Source organism: Paenibacillus dendritiformis (assembly GCF_021654795.1).
In the GTDB taxonomy this organism is placed as follows: Bacteria; Bacillota; Bacilli; order Paenibacillales; family Paenibacillaceae; genus Paenibacillus_B.
Window position 1 is genome coordinate 4,623,810 of record NZ_AP025344.1, and the last position, 16,040, is coordinate 4,639,849.

The 16,040-nt window shown below is 55.5% G+C and carries 17 protein-coding genes; 3 read left to right on the forward strand and 14 right to left on the reverse strand.

What is annotated here, in order from left to right; genetic code table 11:
* Positions 1-136: 136 nt before the first annotated feature.
* The 9 genes from L6439_RS20450 to liaF all read right to left on the reverse strand — a co-directional run bounded on the left by L6439_RS20450 (position 137) and on the right by liaF (position 9,087).
* Positions 137-604, reverse strand: a complete 468-nt coding sequence (locus L6439_RS20450; RefSeq protein ID WP_237096564.1) for a DUF2062 domain-containing protein — start codon at positions 602-604, stop codon at positions 137-139.
* Between the two features lie 51 nt (positions 605-655).
* Positions 656-1,606: a 4-hydroxy-3-methylbut-2-enyl diphosphate reductase gene (locus L6439_RS20455; protein WP_168178190.1), complete on the reverse strand. Its 951-nt coding sequence runs from the start codon at positions 1,604-1,606 to the stop codon at positions 656-658.
* A 48-nt stretch (positions 1,607-1,654) separates the two neighbouring features.
* Positions 1,655-3,121, reverse strand: a complete 1,467-nt coding sequence (locus L6439_RS20460) for a sensor histidine kinase (RefSeq protein ID WP_168178191.1) — start codon at positions 3,119-3,121, stop codon at positions 1,655-1,657.
* Complete coding sequence (locus L6439_RS20465; protein WP_168178192.1) at positions 3,121-3,810, reverse strand: response regulator transcription factor; 690 nt, start codon at positions 3,808-3,810, stop codon at positions 3,121-3,123. Before L6439_RS20465 ends, L6439_RS20460 begins: the two co-directional genes overlap by 1 nt.
* A 171-nt stretch (positions 3,811-3,981) precedes the next feature.
* The gene (locus L6439_RS20470; RefSeq protein WP_213469136.1) at positions 3,982-5,619 is read right to left on the reverse strand and encodes a S1C family serine protease; all 1,638 of its coding nucleotides are present in this window, start codon (positions 5,617-5,619) and stop codon (positions 3,982-3,984) included.
* Positions 5,620-5,865: 246 nt separating this feature from the next.
* Complete coding sequence (locus L6439_RS20475) at positions 5,866-6,282, reverse strand: YugN family protein (RefSeq protein ID WP_213469137.1); 417 nt, start codon at positions 6,280-6,282, stop codon at positions 5,866-5,868.
* Positions 6,283-6,318: 36 nt separating this feature from the next.
* Positions 6,319-6,972 carry a response regulator gene (locus tag L6439_RS20480; RefSeq protein ID WP_168178214.1) on the reverse strand — a complete coding sequence of 218 codons (654 nt, stop codon included), beginning with the start codon at positions 6,970-6,972 and terminating at the stop codon, positions 6,319-6,321.
* 72 nt (positions 6,973-7,044) lie between these two features.
* The gene (locus tag L6439_RS20485; RefSeq protein ID WP_168178195.1) at positions 7,045-8,121 is read right to left on the reverse strand and encodes a HAMP domain-containing sensor histidine kinase; all 1,077 of its coding nucleotides are present in this window, start codon (positions 8,119-8,121) and stop codon (positions 7,045-7,047) included.
* Between the two features lie 3 nt (positions 8,122-8,124).
* On the reverse strand, positions 8,125-9,087 hold the full coding sequence (gene liaF, locus L6439_RS20490; RefSeq protein ID WP_213469138.1) for a cell wall-active antibiotics response protein LiaF: 963 nt from the start codon (positions 9,085-9,087) through the stop codon (positions 8,125-8,127).
* Positions 9,088-9,383: 296 nt separating this feature from the next.
* Between liaF and L6439_RS20495 the strand changes: the two genes are divergently transcribed.
* Genes L6439_RS20495 through L6439_RS20505 form a run of 3 tightly spaced genes read left to right on the forward strand, consistent with a single transcriptional unit; the run spans position 9,384 to position 11,263 of the window.
* The gene (locus L6439_RS20495; protein ID WP_168178197.1) at positions 9,384-9,764 is read left to right on the forward strand and encodes a GntR family transcriptional regulator; all 381 of its coding nucleotides are present in this window, start codon (positions 9,384-9,386) and stop codon (positions 9,762-9,764) included.
* The gene (locus tag L6439_RS20500) at positions 9,761-10,618 is read left to right on the forward strand and encodes an ABC transporter ATP-binding protein (protein ID WP_213469139.1); all 858 of its coding nucleotides are present in this window, start codon (positions 9,761-9,763) and stop codon (positions 10,616-10,618) included. The genes L6439_RS20495 and L6439_RS20500 overlap by 4 nt, the downstream gene beginning before the upstream one ends.
* Positions 10,619-11,263 (forward strand): ABC-2 transporter permease, encoded by a 645-nt coding sequence (locus L6439_RS20505; protein WP_168178199.1) that lies wholly within the window; start codon positions 10,619-10,621, stop codon positions 11,261-11,263.
* 162 nt (positions 11,264-11,425) lie between these two features.
* Here the strand turns inward: L6439_RS20505 and L6439_RS20510 are convergent, their stop codons facing one another.
* The 5 genes from L6439_RS20510 to L6439_RS20530 form a co-directional block, all read right to left on the reverse strand.
* Positions 11,426-11,707, reverse strand: a complete 282-nt coding sequence (locus L6439_RS20510) for a hypothetical protein (RefSeq protein WP_213469140.1) — start codon at positions 11,705-11,707, stop codon at positions 11,426-11,428.
* 110 nt (positions 11,708-11,817) lie between these two features.
* On the reverse strand, positions 11,818-12,732 hold the full coding sequence (locus L6439_RS29760; RefSeq protein WP_213469141.1) for a 3D domain-containing protein: 915 nt from the start codon (positions 12,730-12,732) through the stop codon (positions 11,818-11,820).
* A gap of 126 nt (positions 12,733-12,858) precedes the next feature.
* Positions 12,859-14,028, reverse strand: a complete 1,170-nt coding sequence (locus tag L6439_RS20520; RefSeq protein ID WP_213469142.1) for an FtsW/RodA/SpoVE family cell cycle protein — start codon at positions 14,026-14,028, stop codon at positions 12,859-12,861.
* 510 nt (positions 14,029-14,538) lie between these two features.
* Positions 14,539-15,510 carry an LCP family protein gene (locus tag L6439_RS20525; RefSeq protein ID WP_213469143.1) on the reverse strand — a complete coding sequence of 324 codons (972 nt, stop codon included), beginning with the start codon at positions 15,508-15,510 and terminating at the stop codon, positions 14,539-14,541.
* Positions 15,497-16,039, reverse strand: coding sequence for an FG-GAP repeat domain-containing protein (locus L6439_RS20530; protein ID WP_168178204.1), 543 nt, complete (start codon positions 16,037-16,039; stop codon positions 15,497-15,499). The genes L6439_RS20525 and L6439_RS20530 overlap by 14 nt, the downstream gene beginning before the upstream one ends.
* Position 16,040 lies beyond the last annotated feature (1 nt).

Below are 16,040 nucleotides of genomic sequence, written 5' to 3' on the forward strand. Positions count from 1 at the left end.
AAGCAACTATAACGAAAATCCCACCCTTCGTCAATCCTTTTTTCCTCATCCGTTTCCCGCCATCCGTTATGTCCCGGGAAATAAAAGAAAGCTCTTTTCTCCCCAGACCGTTCGGCTGGCAGAAAAGAGCTTTTCTTTATCCGTGAGCGTGACCATGATAATGGCGGCGTTGCTCCCAGCGCCGCTTCTGCATGGCCAGCAGGAACCGCTTCATCGGGATATACAACAGAAGCGCCATCAAGGCTCCGTCAATCATTCCGCCTACAATCAGATTCATGTTGATGGTCAGAAGCCGGTTCAGCCAGTCCGGCAGCGCGGCCGCATGAACCGTCCAATGCAGGGGCAGAACCCAATGCCCTACCCGCTCATTGACGACAGCGACCGGAATATAGATCAGCTTCCCGAATGCGAAGCCGACCAGAGCGGCAGCGAGCCTCCCCCTCATCCAGTACACCAGAGGAAAGATGAGGAAGAACGCCAGCCCTGCCGTCGGCAGTGTGAACATTTCAACGGCCAGTCCAATACAGAAGCCTCTCGCAACCAGCGCGGCGGCGCCCCGGGTTCGAATCAGCTTCAGGAACTGGTACTTCAACCATCTTTTCACAATATTCCTTCTCTCGAGTTGTATCTCCGATCCGTTGATGGCAGCCCTAGTTCATGACTTCGACTTCTCGCGAATGACCGGAAGCAGCTTCTTCATATTCACGGTCCGCTTCAAGTCCCATGTCTCCGGGTTATTCCCGTCGTACTGCTCCAAATAAGCGATGACTTCCTTCGTAATCGGCGTCGGCGTTGACGCGCCCGAGGTCACGCCGACGATTCGGACCCCATCGAGCCATTCCCGCTTCAATTCCGACAGATCGGAGATGCGGTAGGCACGGACGCCGGCAATCTCCTCCGAGACCTGGGCCAGTCGGTTGGAGTTGTTGCTCCGCGGATCGCCCACGACGATGACGAGGTCGCAGCCTGCGGCCTGCTCGGCCACCGCCGCCTGTCTCTCCTGCGTCGCCATGCAGATCTCGTTATGAATCTCCGCCGTCGGGAAGCGGGCGATAAGCCGATTCATAATATGCTTGATATCCCACTGGCTCATCGTCGTCTGATTCGTAATGACGAGGCGATCCGTGCCAACCTTCAGATCGGCGATCTCCGCTTCCGTCTCGATCAGATGCACCTTGTCCGGGGCTACGCCCATGGCGCCTTCCGGTTCAGGATGCCCTTTTTTGCCGATATAAATAATCTCGTAACCTTCGGCCGTCTTCTCCCGAATCAGATCATGCGTGCGCGTCACATCGGGACATGTCGCATCGACGGTGGTCAGCCCCTTCTCCCGGGCCTTCTTCCGCACTTCCGGAGATACGCCGTGCGCCGTAAAGATCACCGTCCCGGAATCGATCTGATCCAGAATCTCCAGGCGGTTCGCCCCATCCAGCGTAATGATGCCCTCGTCCTCGAACGCATCCGTTACGTGACGGTTATGAACGATCATCCCTAATATATAAATCGGACGGGGCAAATCCAGATTGCGCGCCGTCTGTTGTGCCAGCACCATCGCATCCACGACGCCATAGCAATAGCCACGCGGTGTAATTTTCCTGACTTCCATCGGTACACCTGCCTTCTCATTATACTGCGTCTGACATCCGCTTCTCCATTATACCGGATAATCTCCGCTTCCGTCGACCGTAGCCAGCGGCAGCCACACGATGAACGAGGTTCCTTTCCCCGGCTTCGTGACGACCTCGACCGAACCCCGGTGCTCATCGATAATCCATTTGGCTATCGCCAGCCCCAGCCCGGTGCCCGATGTTACGCCGCGGGACACGTCGGCCCGATAGAAACGCTCGAAGATATACGGCACTTCCTTCTCGTTCATGCCGATTCCCGTGTCATCCACCTTCAATCCGATCTGGTTATCCTGCCGCAGCGCCGTCAGCCGTACCTTGCCTTCCGGGGTATATTTGAACGCATTCTCAATGAAAATGAAAAGCATCTGCTGCAAATAATCCTTGTTGCCGTACACATACAAATCTTCCAGCACATCGATATCGCCGAGCTCCCATTCCGCTTTGCGCGGGAGGAACTGCGCCCGGCGCACGACCTCCTCGACCATCGGCTTCAGCTCGACGAGCACCTTGCTCATCACATAGCCGGCATCGGCGCGGGCAAGCGACAGCAAATCATTCACCAGATGGCTCATGCGTTCCGACTCGTCCGCGATATCGCGCAGCGCTTCCAGCGACATCTGCTCCCGGTCGCTCTGGCTCATCTGGATCGGCTCCTGCTGCTTCATCCACATTTTCTGAAGCAGATCGACATTGCCGCGAATCGTCGTCAGCGGCGTCCGCAGCTCATGGGACGCATCGGACACGAATCGGCGCTGCGCCCGGTACGCCTCGTCCAGCTCGTTATAGAACGTCTCCATCCGGCCCAGCATGCTGTTGATCCGGTCGGTGAGCTGTCCGATCTCGTCGTCGGACGGCCCCTCGCGCGGAATGCGGACGCTCAGGTCGGCCCCCTTCTGAATGCGGTCCGTAGCCCGGATGATATTCTCGATCGGCCGCAGCGATTTCTGGGCGAGGAACAGGCCAAGCGAGAAGGCCAGCACGATCGTGACCATCGACGCGATGATAAGGATACTTCGCAGTTCTTTGGTGAACAGGGCTTCGCGCCCGGTGAAGGCGAATACCTGAAATGCCCCCTCAACCTGATCACCTAACACGATTGCATTTTCATAGACAAGAAATTCATAGCCTCCAACTTCGATTTTTCGATAGCCCTCTTTAATCTGCGCCGCCTTTTGCGGCATCGGTATATTCAGACCGAGCTCCGACAGATTCGGCGACATCCTCGGCGTTTTGTTGCGGAAGCTGACAATCTGAATATACAGCTCGGCATCCTCCAGCCGCTTCACGTCGGATTTGGGAACATCGAAGTCGAAGCGATTCTGCAGATCGATCGTCGGCAGCACCTTCAACTGGTTGACCTGGGCCTGAATGCGCGACTTAATATGCGCGTATGTGTTGTAGTCGACAAAGGTGTAGATGGCGATTCCGAATAAGAGCAAGGTAAACGCGAGCAGGACGGAATACCATACCGTAAGCCGCAGCCGAATCGACATTAATGATCTCCTCTCAAGACGTAGCCCGTTCCCCGAATGGTCTGGATGATACGCTTGCCTCCATGTTCTTCCGTCTTCTGGCGCAGCATGGCGATATACACCTCAAGCACATTCGATTCTCCGCTGTAGTCATAGCCCCAAATTTTCTCCATAATGACGTCGCGCGGCAGCACCCGCTTCGGATTCTGCATGAACAGATGGAGCAGTTCGAACTCCTTCGCCGTCAGCTCGATCGGCTTCCCGTCGCGAAGCACCTCCCGCGTATGCAGATCAAGCACGACGTCCTCGAACGTCAAGCGGTGCGTCCCGCCCTCGCCCTCGGCCCGGCGGCGCAGCAAGGCGCGCACGCGGGCCAGCAGTTCCTCCAGCGCGAACGGCTTGACGAGATAATCGTCGGCTCCGAGATCCAGCCCGTGCACCCGGTCCTGCACCTCGTCCTTCGCGGTCAGCATCAGCACCGGCACATTGCTGCCCGCTTCCCGCAGCCTGCGGCATACCTCCCAGCCGTCCACCTCCGGCATCATCACATCCAGGATCAGCAAATCGGGCTCGCGGATCATCATCTCGCGCAAGCCCTCGCTGCCATTCGTCGCCGTCCGGACTTCATATCCTTCGAAGACCAAGCCACGCCTCAGCATGGACGTAATTTTCTCATCGTCATCCACGACCATAATCGTTGAACGCGTCATCCTACCAGCCCCTCTTCACCCGTAGATTATCATTCTCTTCCCTGCTTCTTCCTTACTGCCATTCGCCGCCCGAATAGCGAAAAGGAAGCCAAGAACGGCGCAGGCCGTCCTATGCTTCCTCTCCCGCTGCGCCCGGGCCGCAGCACCCGGATTCGTCATAAGCCGCGCGGCTTATGGCTGCTGCTGCTGCGACTGAAGCTGCTTGTCGAACTTGTTCCGGTCGCCGAGCTTAATCTTCAGTTCCGTCTCTTTGCCGTTGCGTACCACCTGCATCGTCACGGTATCGTCAACCTTCTTCTTCTGTATCGCTTCGATCAATTCCTCTTTGGTCGCGTACTTCGTGCCATCCATACCTGCAATAATATCATAGGCGCGCAAATCCGCCTCATAGGCCGGGGAACCGAACATCACATTAAGCACGAGAGAGCCTTCGACATTTTTGATGCCCATTTCCTGCGCAATGTCGCTGGTCATCGTCTGGAGGGTAGCGCCAATGAACGGAATCGGCTCCTTCGGTATTTCACGGTTCGCCTTCAGATCGTCCACGACCTTCTTGATCACATTCGAAGGGATGGCGAATCCGATGCCTTGCGCCTGCTTGCTGACCGCGACATTCATGCCGATGACTTCGCCCTTCATATTCAAGAGCGGCCCGCCCGAGTTGCCCGGATTGATGGACGCGTCCGTCTGAAGCAAATGCTCGTATTCCCGGGCGCTGCCGTTATCATCGACATTGATCGAGCGCTCGCGGGCGCTCAGCACGCCGGACGTAACCGTGTGGTCGAAGCCGGACGGGTTGCCGATCGCGACAACCTGCTCTCCGACCTGAGCCGCATCGGAATCGCCAAGCGGAACCGTCGGAAAGTCGCCTTCCCCGTCAATCTTGATAACCGCCAGGTCCAGATCCTGGCTCTGGCCAAGCAGCGTCCCCTTGAGCGGCTTCTTGTAGCCTTCCACCGTCACCTGGATGACTTCCGCCCCGGAGATGACGTGCTGGTTCGTCAAAATATAGCCCGACTTATCGAAGATGAAGCCGGTCCCGATGCCAAGCGGCTGCAGCTGCTGGCTCTGGCTCGAGCTGTTGTTCCCGCTGCCGCCGAAGGAATCGCCGAAGAACTGGCGGAAGAACGGATCGTTCATCCAAGGGTTATTGCCGTAGCCGTTCTGCGTGCTTACGCGGGCCAGCGTCTCGATCTTCACTACCGCCGGACTCGTCTTCTTCACGACCTCCGGCACGCTGCTGGCGCCGTTCGGGAACGGAGCCGGCGTGCCGTTGGTCACGACCGCGCTCTCCGACGTGGCGGCCGTGCTCGCCAGCTCCTGTCTGCCCGTGAACAGATTGGTCGTGTCCGCGGCATACATCAGGCCGGTGATGACCAGCATCCCTGCCAGGAACGAAGCGAACATTGCCCGGAACGAGCTGCCCCGCTTGCGCTTCGGCTCCTTGAACTGCCAATTGCCCTGCGGCGGCTGGGGAGGCAGGCTGCCTCCGCTCCCCCCGGGCTGGAAGCCGGAGCCGCTTCCCTGGCTGGTCGCTCTGGAGAATGGCAGCGGCTTGACGGGCGCGGGCGGCGTCACCTCCACTTCATTCACCTTGCCCGATGCCATAGCAGTCGTTGTGCTTTCTTCGGATTGCTTGACAGACTGATAAGGGCCGTAAGCGAAATAATAAGCTTCCTCGGGCTTGCGCGCCTGGGCATCGCCCGTCTGAGGGCCGTCCTGCGGGCCTCGAGTCTCATTCGGTGCTGTTGTATAAGAATCCGAATCGGAGTCGGATGTAAAAAATAATTTGCGTCGTTGTTCGTCCATAGTTCTTACCTCCCAATAAGCTGATCTTCACTCGAATCAACAAGCGTTTTAGGTATGAATGATATATTTATATATTGTACCATCAACCTTAAGCTCAGCTTAAAAAGATTATAAAACCCAATAAAAAGAATGATTCTCCGGAGACAAGCCGCCTTATCCCCCATGCGGCAGCCTTCGCCGGATATCGATATGGACGCAAAAAACAGGCCCATGGACCTGTTTTACGTTACGAACGGGCCGGCGCCGCTAACTCATCCGCCCCAATACATTTTCTGCTTCATCAAGCTTGGCCCGGGCCCGGTGCATCTCCGCGGGAGAGAGCGAAGCGTCCGGATTGGTTGGCGCCTGGAACTGGTTCACGACGGCGCCGAACAGCTGCACGCCGGCATCCGGATCATTGCCGACCCGGTACTCGTGCTTGAGCACGAACGGTTGCTTCATCTCAACGAAGATCGATTCGTTGGCTTCCCCGTCGAACGAACCGTTCACCGCCGCGAACGGCAGGCGCAGCCACAGGGTGCGCTCCTCGTTCAATGCGCAATCGAAGCTGCCCCCTTCATAATCCCAATTGCCGGAGATGGCGAACCCGAGCGGCTCCAACACGCGCACCAGTTCATCGGTGCCGAACTTGCGGCCGGCGAACTTCCCTTCCAACTGCTGCATGGCATGCAACCTCCTTCCTCCTTATTGTGGACGAAGTCAGTCGCTTTTAACCCAGCCTTTGCGATGCGCATGAACGGCGAGCTGCGTCCGATCCTGAACCTCGCATTTCATGAGCAGATTGGACACATGCGTCTTGACCGTCTTGATGCTGATATGAAGCTCTTCCGCGATATCCTTGTTCGTCTTCCCGTCGGCGATGAGCAGCAGCACTTCCCGCTCCCGCTCCGTCAACGCCTCATCATCCGACTGCGACGCCTGCTTGCGCAAGCCGCGGGTCAGCGCCTGCGACACCTCTCCGCTCATCACCGGCATGCCGCGCAAGGCGCCGCGGAGCGCATAGACCAGTTCCTCGGCGGAGACGGTCTTCAGCACATAGCTGATGGCCCCGGCCTGAATCGCTTCGAATACTTGTTCATCCTCCATGAAGCTCGTCAGCATGACGATCTTCAGCTCCGGATAGCGGCGCGTCAATTCGCGCGTCGCCTCGACGCCGTTCATGTCCGGCATCATCAGATCCATCAGAACGAGATCGGGCAGCCGCTCTCCCCGCTCCGCCCGGGCGGAGATCGACTGGATCGCTTCCAGCCCGCCTCCGGCTTCCCCGATCACTTCAATATCCGGATCCAGCATCAAATATGTCTTCAATCCCATTCGGACCATCTCATGGTCATCCACGAGAAATACGGTCATTACCGTCTGTTCCACTATGATATCCCTCCGTCTGCCTCCGGCTCGCCCTGCTCCGGGCCCGCTTCCCCTCTTCTATTCGCTTCCTGGCGGAGCCGTCTCCCCGGCTTCTTCTTCTTGCTCCCGAAATAACGGAATATGAACGCGAATCGTCGTTCCCGCGCCGGGCTGGCTGATGACATCCAGATTGCCGCCCAGCTTGTCTACCCGTTCCTTCATCGTCGTCAGACCGTAGCTTCCGGTCTTATAGGACGCGCCCTGCAGATCGAAGCCCTGGCCGTCATCGGCGATGGCCAGGATGAGCTGCGCCGGCGTCGCGTGCATGGTAAGCGTAACTTGCGTCGCGCGGGCATGCTTCACGACATTAGCCATCGCCTCCTGAATCATCAGGAAGCTCTGGTGCTCAATTGCCTCGGACAGCTTGATGTTCATGTCAATATCGATTTTGCCTTGAATGCCGTTCTGCCGGCAGTAGTCGGGAAACCAATGATCGAGCGCCTCCTGCAGCGTGCGCCCGTCCAGTTCCAATGGGCGGAGCTGGGCGATCAGGCTGCGCATTTGCCGTTGGGCGATATGCGACATCTGAATCAATTGGTTGACCACCATTTCAGCCCGCTTCATATCCCGCTCCATCACTTTGGGAAGAGAAGAAGAGGCCATATGCAGGGCGAACAGCTGCTGGCTGACCGTATCATGCAGATCTCTGGCCAGCCTGCGGCGCTCTTCCAGCACAACCGCCTCGCATTCCTTCTCCCGATCCATCACCTGCTGCTCCGACATCTTCTGCAGCAGGCGAAGCTTCTTCTCCATCGCGTCGACCATCGTATTGAAATCCTCATAGAGCCGATCGAAGGACGCGTCGTCGCCGAGCGGAATCCGCTCCGACCAATTGCCCTTGATCACCTGCATCATGCTGAGGTGCAGCACGTCGAGGCGGCGCTGCAGCCGGACGCCGGCGACATAGCCCATAATGAGCGACACGACGACGACCGTGCTGATGCCGAACAGCCACCAGTTCATGCCATGGTACCATGCGCCGCCGTACACAATGCCAATCCAGAATACGCTCATAATAAGGCCGCCCGAGATAAGGAAGGTAAGGAGAAGCTCCCATTTGACGCTCCGGGAACGGCGAACCCAATTTATCAGCATTCGTTATCCTACCCTTGTCACCTTCACATCACCGATGAACGTGCTGACGACGATGCGAATTTTTTTGCCGGCCTCATAGAAATAAGGGGTCTCCATCTGCACGCTGCTCATGAATCCGTCCTTCTTTTGATCGAATATTTTCACATCGCCCAGGAAGGAGCTCGACGTTACGCTAACCCCCAAATCCATATCGTTCGGGACGAATACCTTCACGTCTCCGATGAAGGAAGAGACCGTAATCTTTGTCTCTCCGTAAGGGACCTGGGCCTTCGTCAGGTCAATGAATGTATCGCCGATGAAATGGGAGAGATTCGTCGGCTTCAGCTCCCAATAATCGCTGCCCAGATGGGTATCGCCGATGAACGCCGATTTGTGGAACGTGTCCCGCTTCGGATTGCCTGACATTCCTCCCATTGGAGGCGGCGGCGGAACCGATCCGGCGAAGGAGCCCGACTGGCCATGGAAATCATTATTTTTCGGCTCCTTTTTCGTATAATTCGTGCCGAATTGCTCATCGAACTTGCTGTCAAAATCATAGTCCGCCGGCGGCGGCGGTGGAGGCGGGGTCTGCGCATGCGCATCGAATCCCCAATCGTCCTCCTTCCAATCCTTCGGGCGATGACGATCCCGGTCAGGACGCGGATAATCCCGCTTCTTGAACAGCATCCAGACTCCGCCCACGATAAGGGCAAGCGGGAACAGCATTTTGAAGAAATCGCCCGGCGACATATAGATGTACCCCAGATTCGACAGCAGGAAGTAGCCGCCGACCCCAAGCAGTATGACTCCCCAGAAGGCGCCATGCAGGAGCGAATTCAAGCCAATGACGATCAAAATGGCCGGCCAGAAGGTGCGGAACAAATCCCCGATATTCATATCGATGTAGCCTAACTGACTGAGCATAAAGAAAGCACCGAGCCCGATAAGCACCAGACCGCCTAACCATCGTCCCCGATTATGTTGCATGTCTCATCCCTCGCTTCTATCCATATGCGGCTCAGCTTGTGCCGCTTCTTGTAACTCTAGTGTAAGCGATGACTCGTCCGGGCGCCAGCGGCGTAAGATTGAAATCGGCCTCGGTCTCCAGACCGAGGGGGTGGAAGCTGATCCCAGATATTCGGACAAGGCCTCTGCAAGCCCTGGCTGACATAACCGGGTCGCTTGCAATCAAGCTGATTCGCAGCGTTATGGATTGACAATGATGTACTGTATGTATATGATGTGTATGTAAGAGATGCACAGTTAATTTTGATGGAGGTCCCATGAAAATTATTATTTCCAACGTATCGGATCCGCCGATTTATCAGCAAATCAAGGACCAGATCAAGGATGCCATCCTCTACGGCGAGCTGAAGGAAGGCGAATTGCTGCCATCCATTCGGGCGCTGGCCAACGATCTCCATGTGAGCGTGCTGACGACCCGGAGAGTGTATGATGAACTGGAATCCGAAGGATTTATTACTACCAGGCCGGGCAAAGGCTCCTTTGTCGCGAGGGAGAACCTGGAGCTGCTGCTGGAATCGAAGCGGCATATGGTGGAAGTCAAGCTGACAGAAGCGTGGACAACCGCCCGTGCGCTCGGAATCAGCAAGGAAGAGCTCATGGCCATGATGGACATTCTTTTCGAGGAGGAAGACCAATGAACCCGATACTCGAAGTTACAGAGCTTCGCAAACAAATTGGCTCATTCAGCCTGCAAAATGTCAGCTTCTCTCTGCAAGAAGGCTGCATCACCGGGCTTGTTGGGATTAACGGGGCAGGCAAGACAACGACGCTCAAAGCGATCCTCGGCTTGGCGGAGGCGGATGCCGGACGCATCGCCCTGTTCGGGAAGGACATGGACGGTCATGAACGGGAGCTGAAAAACCGAATCGGCATCGTCATGGATGAAGGCTACTTTTATGAGGATCTGACCCTGCGGGAAATGAAAAGCATCGTCGCGCCGGCCTATTCCAAATGGGATGAGTCCGCATTCAAGCAATATATGACGCGCTTCAGCCTGGATCCCGGCCAAAAAATCTCGACCCTGTCAAAAGGAATGCGCATGAAATATGCGCTTGCCCTGGCCCTCTCCCATCAGGCCGAGCTTTTGATTATGGATGAGCCTACCAGCGGTCTCGATCCTTTGGTGCGAAGCGAGTTGATGGACATCCTGCTCGATTTCATGAATTCAGGCGGAAAAGCCGTCTTCTTCTCCACCCATATCACATCCGATCTGGACAAAGTGGCCGATGCGCTCATTTTCATGGATAAGGGCAAAATCAAATTCATGGAAGAGAGGGACGCTTTGCTTGATTCCCATGCGGTCGTCAAAGGGGACAGGGCGGCGCTGAACGAGGAGACGAGGGGATTGTTTTTGAGCGTGGACGAGACCCATTACGGTTTTACGGGCTTGACGAACAATAAAATGGCCGTACGCCAAAACATGAACAATGTGCTAATCGAACGTCCGACGATCGAAGACGTGATGCTCGGTTATTTAAAGGGGGCAAAATAGATGCTGTTACATCTCGTGAAAAAAGATTTTCTCCTGGCAAAAAAGCACTTGGCCTTCATGCTGGCGGTGGCGTTTGTATTGCCGGCTTTTATTTCCACAAAGCTTCCTGTGGCCGGCAGCTTTTTGGCGTTCTTTATGACGTGGCTCTATTTTGTGTACTTGCTCTTCAACACCGTGTCGATGATGGAATACAAGTATAAGGGAGCGGCTTTGCTGTGCGCTACCCCCTATACGCGCCAAGCTTTGGTGAAGGCAAAATATTTGTTTATTTGCGTTCTTTTTGCCGGTTGCTATTTCATTTATACGATAACGGCCTTGCTTCTGCCCTCGAAGCTCGAATTATTGTCGGCGGCTTCGTTTGCCGGATCGTTTTTGCTCTTTTCCCTTATCTTCGGGATTCTGCTGCCGTTTCAGTATCACTTCGGCTACGAGAAGTCCAAATACGTATTTATGATTTTTGTCTTTCTGACGCCGTTTGTATCTCCGGTCATCGCGCGTGCGGCTCATGATTCCCCCTTCAGTCTGAGCCTTCATCTCCCGCTTCCGCCTGCCGTGGAAGCTTGGCTTCCCGCCCTGCTTGGGCTGTTGATTGGATGGATCTCGATGCGCCTGTCGTTAGCCATCTATTCCCGTCAAAACCTGTGAATCGGAACCGGCGCCGCGAGCGGAACGGCAGGCCGTTGAGAGAACCGGTTAATACGCTCCGGCGGCCGGGCTAGGATGCAAAAAAGACCGCCTTATCGGCGGTCATTGCATCTCTTTATAACTAGGGAACAAGCCGTTGCGGCGCCTTCCATGTCAGCGTAATTACAGTTGCTCCGGCTGTTTTTTGGAGATACGGTTCGCTTGCGGGTTGTTCAGAGCGCTTGCGGCGCCTTCCGATTCCACCCCGAATTCCGTGTCCGCAAAAGCATTTCCTGCTGCAAATTCCGTGTCCGCAGCCGCGTTTCTTCCTGCAGCTCCTCCTGGAACCGCACCCGCGTTTCTCGGAGCCACTCCCGTATCTGCAGCCGTGTTTTCTGCTGCAAATTCAGCGTCAACATATTTCGAATTCGCTGGGGACATTCTGTTCGCTTTGTTGTTTTTCATCGCATTTCACCTCCTGAGAGTTCGCCGTCGTTGGCGAGCATATCAAGGAAACGTCGTTTCCCACGACAAGTAGTATGCGATGGTCTGCCCCGCTTTATTCGCCCGGCAGGCTACTGCAGCGATTTAGGAATCGAGCCGGTTTTGAAGACGGCTTCGTTCAGCTGATTCAGCATGTCCTCCGACACCTTGCCATTGCCTTCCTGGACAAGCTGAACTTCCACTTCTTTCTTGCCCCACTGCTTATATACCTGCTTCGTTGTATGAAAATACAAGTCGATTTTATTTCCCTTGATTTTCGAACCGATATCCGTCACGATCCCGTAGCCGTAGCCCGGAATATATAAGATGCTGCCAAGCGGGAATACGGACAGATCAGCGGCGATGGTGGACACGTAATCTCTTCGCACCTTCACGCCCGAATAGGTAATGCCGTATTCCGGATGGCCCGGTTTTTTTCCGGTCGATTCCACGCCTGCCGTATAACCCGTGGCGATGACCTTCACTCTCTTGATCACCTGCTGCTTCCCCGGCGCCAGATTGACGTCGGAATACGACATCGAGGAAGTCGGAACGGCCTTGCGCGGCTCTTTCGACGCGGATTCCGCCCCTTTATCCGGACGGGCCGGCGGGTTGACATACACGATCGCTGCTGGCGGAGACGGCTTACTCCCGGCGTTGTACGCCCCGAGCGCGGGAGCCCGCTTCCCGGACATCCCAGGCCCGATGTCAGCCAGCGGCGGAACAGCCGCATACCGGTTCCCAATGCCCTCCGGAAGAGCCGAGCCCCTCCATACAGGCCCAGACGATGGCCGTACCCCCTGCCCCATCGCGGCAGACACCGGTCCTTGTTCCATCAAGGCCACGTACCGGTACAGATAGGCATCCGCCTCTCCCCGCTCTGGCGCCAAAGCCATAGCGACCGCGCCGAGCAGGAGAATGACCGCCAAGCGAATCCGTGAACGGTTAGGCGACGTCATCATCGAACGTTCTTCCTTATTCTTTTCCTTGTTCATTCCTGTAAACATATGGTTACCCCTCCCTTAGTGGGAAGGATGTCCACGGCTTATTTATTTTATGCATCATCGACAAAAAAGAACTCCCTCCGATAGGGAAGGCGTTCTTTCGACATGAGCCCGCGGGCAATTTACGATTTACTTAGGGATTAAAAGGGCAGGTTCAGAGGGCAATTGGCCGCCAACATCCAGGATGGCGTCATCCTTATGAATCCTGACGCTAAGCACCAGCCCTATCGATACCATATTCACTAACAAAGAACTGCCGCCATAGCTGATGAACGGCAGCGACAGGCCGGTCAAGGGCACCAAGCCGATGTGCATGCCGATATTGACGAAGATTTGAAAGACCAGCATTCCGGCAAGTCCGATAACGAGATAGGATCCGGCCAGGTCGCGGCTCTCCCGGACAATGAGCATCATGCGATAGATAAGAAGAAAATAAAGCAGCAGCAGCGCCGAGGACCCTAAAAACCCGTATTTCTCGCCAATGACCACATAGATGGAATCCGAGTAGGCATAGGGAATGTAGCCGCGCTCGATATAGAATCCCGAATCGCCTCTTAATCCCCCCGAGCCAATCGCATGGATGGCATTGTTGACATGCCATGATTTATCAGGATCGCTGGCGGGGTCGAGAAAGGTCTGTATCCGCGACATTTGATGCGGCTTGACCAGCTTGGCCAACAAATCGTGATCCGCGTAATACAACCAGCATATCGCCCCGATCGCCACCGCGAGGGTGCCAAGCAGCGAGGCCATCTGGGAGGTGCGGATATTGCCCATCCATAGCATCGCGAGCAGGACGCCGACGAAGACAAGCGCCGTGCCAAGATCGGGCTGCTTCATAATCATGAACGTCGGGACGAAGAACACGGCCCCGATCGGCAGCAGATCGGGGAGCAGACGAAGCGTCCGGCCCGAGCGTTTGTGCAGCATATCGGCGGCCACCAATACCGTAGCGATTTTAATCAACTCGGAGGGCTGAAGCTGGAAGCTGCCGACACTCAGCCACCGGACCGCTCCGTTGATATTTTCTCCAAGGAACATGACAAGCAGCAAGAGACCGATTCCGATTCCGTACAAAACGTAGGCCACGGCCCCCATAAGGATCGAATAATCGAGCACCGCGACAAGCAGCGTCGGAATAGTGAACAAGGCGAACAACACGATGTTGTTCACATATAATCCGTCCAGCTTGGTGCCGGCCGTCGCCCCATGCACGGCCACTGTCCCAATGGCAATCAGGGCCAGCATGAACAAGACGATCGGTTTATCTATTTTTCTAAACTTGCGAATATAAATCATCTCAGTACCTCTTATTCGTAGGCTGGAGGAGTGCCCGTTCCCGCCAAGATCTGGCGAGGGAATCGCGGTTTTCGGGAATCCTGCAAAAAGGCATTAATTTCTTCTACTTACGAGAAGAATTTGGGAAATTGCTGCAGAAGTGCAGGATTTCGCCTGTTTCTCCATAAAACAAGCCGAAATTGGCATAAAATCCTGCATCCTTGCAGGATTTTAGTTTTCGGAACGGGGCATCAGGGCGAATACTGTATATTTGCAGCAATTTTGGACCGAGGCCGCTGCTATCAGAGCCCCCGCCTTACCGCCGCATCCGCATCCGCCTGCACATCCGCCTGCACATCCGCCTGCACATCCGCCTGCACATCCGCCTGCACATCCGCCTTCGCGACCAACGTTGATTCGTCCTCCTTGCGATTCTAATAAGTGACGACAGATATACAGCCAGAGAGTCCGGAAAATTTCCGCAACCTGAAGTTAAAGCGATTAAACTTTTATCTTGTACACAGGTCCTCGCTATCCTAGTGTCTCGGGAAGCAACAATTCCGCGGAGAGCACTTCCGGATCGAGCCAATTGTCAATCAGCTTCCTCGCATAGGCCAGATCCTCTTCATTCAGGATTAGGTACCAGATATCATCCATGATTTTTCCTTTCCCATCCAAGGAATAGCTGGTGAATGAGGGAAGGGTGTCCTTCAACAGCATCATCTTGGCCAAACCAATCATATCGCCGGGCAAAATATCGGTGTCCAGGTTGTCACCGGCAATCTCCAGAAGCTCGGGCAAATGGCTGATCTTGTCGAGCTGCACCATGCGCTTCATCAAGGCCTGCAAAAAGATACGGTTGCGCTCCATCCGGTTCATGTCCGAATCTTCGCGATAGCGGACATAGTTCAGCGCCTCCAGTCCGGTATAGATGGGCTTGTTCGCTTCGATCAGGAATTTGTCATGGTAACGGCTCTGATTCCGGATGTCCTCCGTGATCGGCAATTCGACGCCGCCCAGTGCATCAACGACCTCCCGGAATCCTTTAAAATTGATGGCCGCATAATGATTCACCGGATGCTGGAGCAGATGTTCCACGCTCTCGACGCTCATTTTCGCGCCCCCGAAGGCATAGGCATGAGCGATTTTGTCTTGCTTGTCCTTGCCGACAATCTCGGCGTAGGAATCCCTCGGGATGGACAAGAGCAGAATGCGGTTATCCTTCGGCCTCACGACGGTATAGAGCATCGAATCGGAACGTCCGACCTCCTTGTCCCGCTGATCGATTCCGAGCAGCAGCAGCGAGAACGGATCATCATCAATGCCTATGGTGTCCTTCTTGTCATAAATCGGTTTATAGGTCCGATCCAGTGATTTCTCCACCTTATCCGACAGGAACATATCGAAGGCGAGTACGGCTAGCTGCTTGCGAAATAAAAAGGCGCCGAAGAGCACAATGCCCGCAGCAAGCGCAATAATCGCCCACTTTTTATTTAGTTTCATCGTTCATCTCTCCCAAACTCATTTGGCCGCGGTAGGCTTGTTTTCTCCACAATTCGATGCCATCGTCTTTCCACACATAGACATCCATGCCCTTTTCTCCGCCGCCCAGAGCCCAGCCAAGCACAATATCGGGATAACCGTCCTGGTTCAGATCGGCCAACCCCGCGTAATCGAGGCCATGGCCGAAGCCCTTCGTATCCCACACGACCCGCCACGCTTCATCCTCCCGCTTCAGCAAGGCCGCCTTCTGCACCTTCTCGTCTTGAATATTCGCTTCATAGACGACGACGACCTCATCGTTGCCGTCCCCATCCACATCCCCGACCGAGATGCCGTTGCCCTCTTCGCTGAGAGCCGGAATCAGCAATCTGGAAAAGCCGGGAATGTCGCTTAACACAAGATCGCTGCGATGATGGGGCTCGGGCCGCGGCGGCTGAACCAACTCGGCCGGAGCGGAAGGCATGCTGCATCCGCCTATCCACAGCAAAGAAGCCGCTGCGAACGCTCCCCATCTCCTTATGTCTCTCATT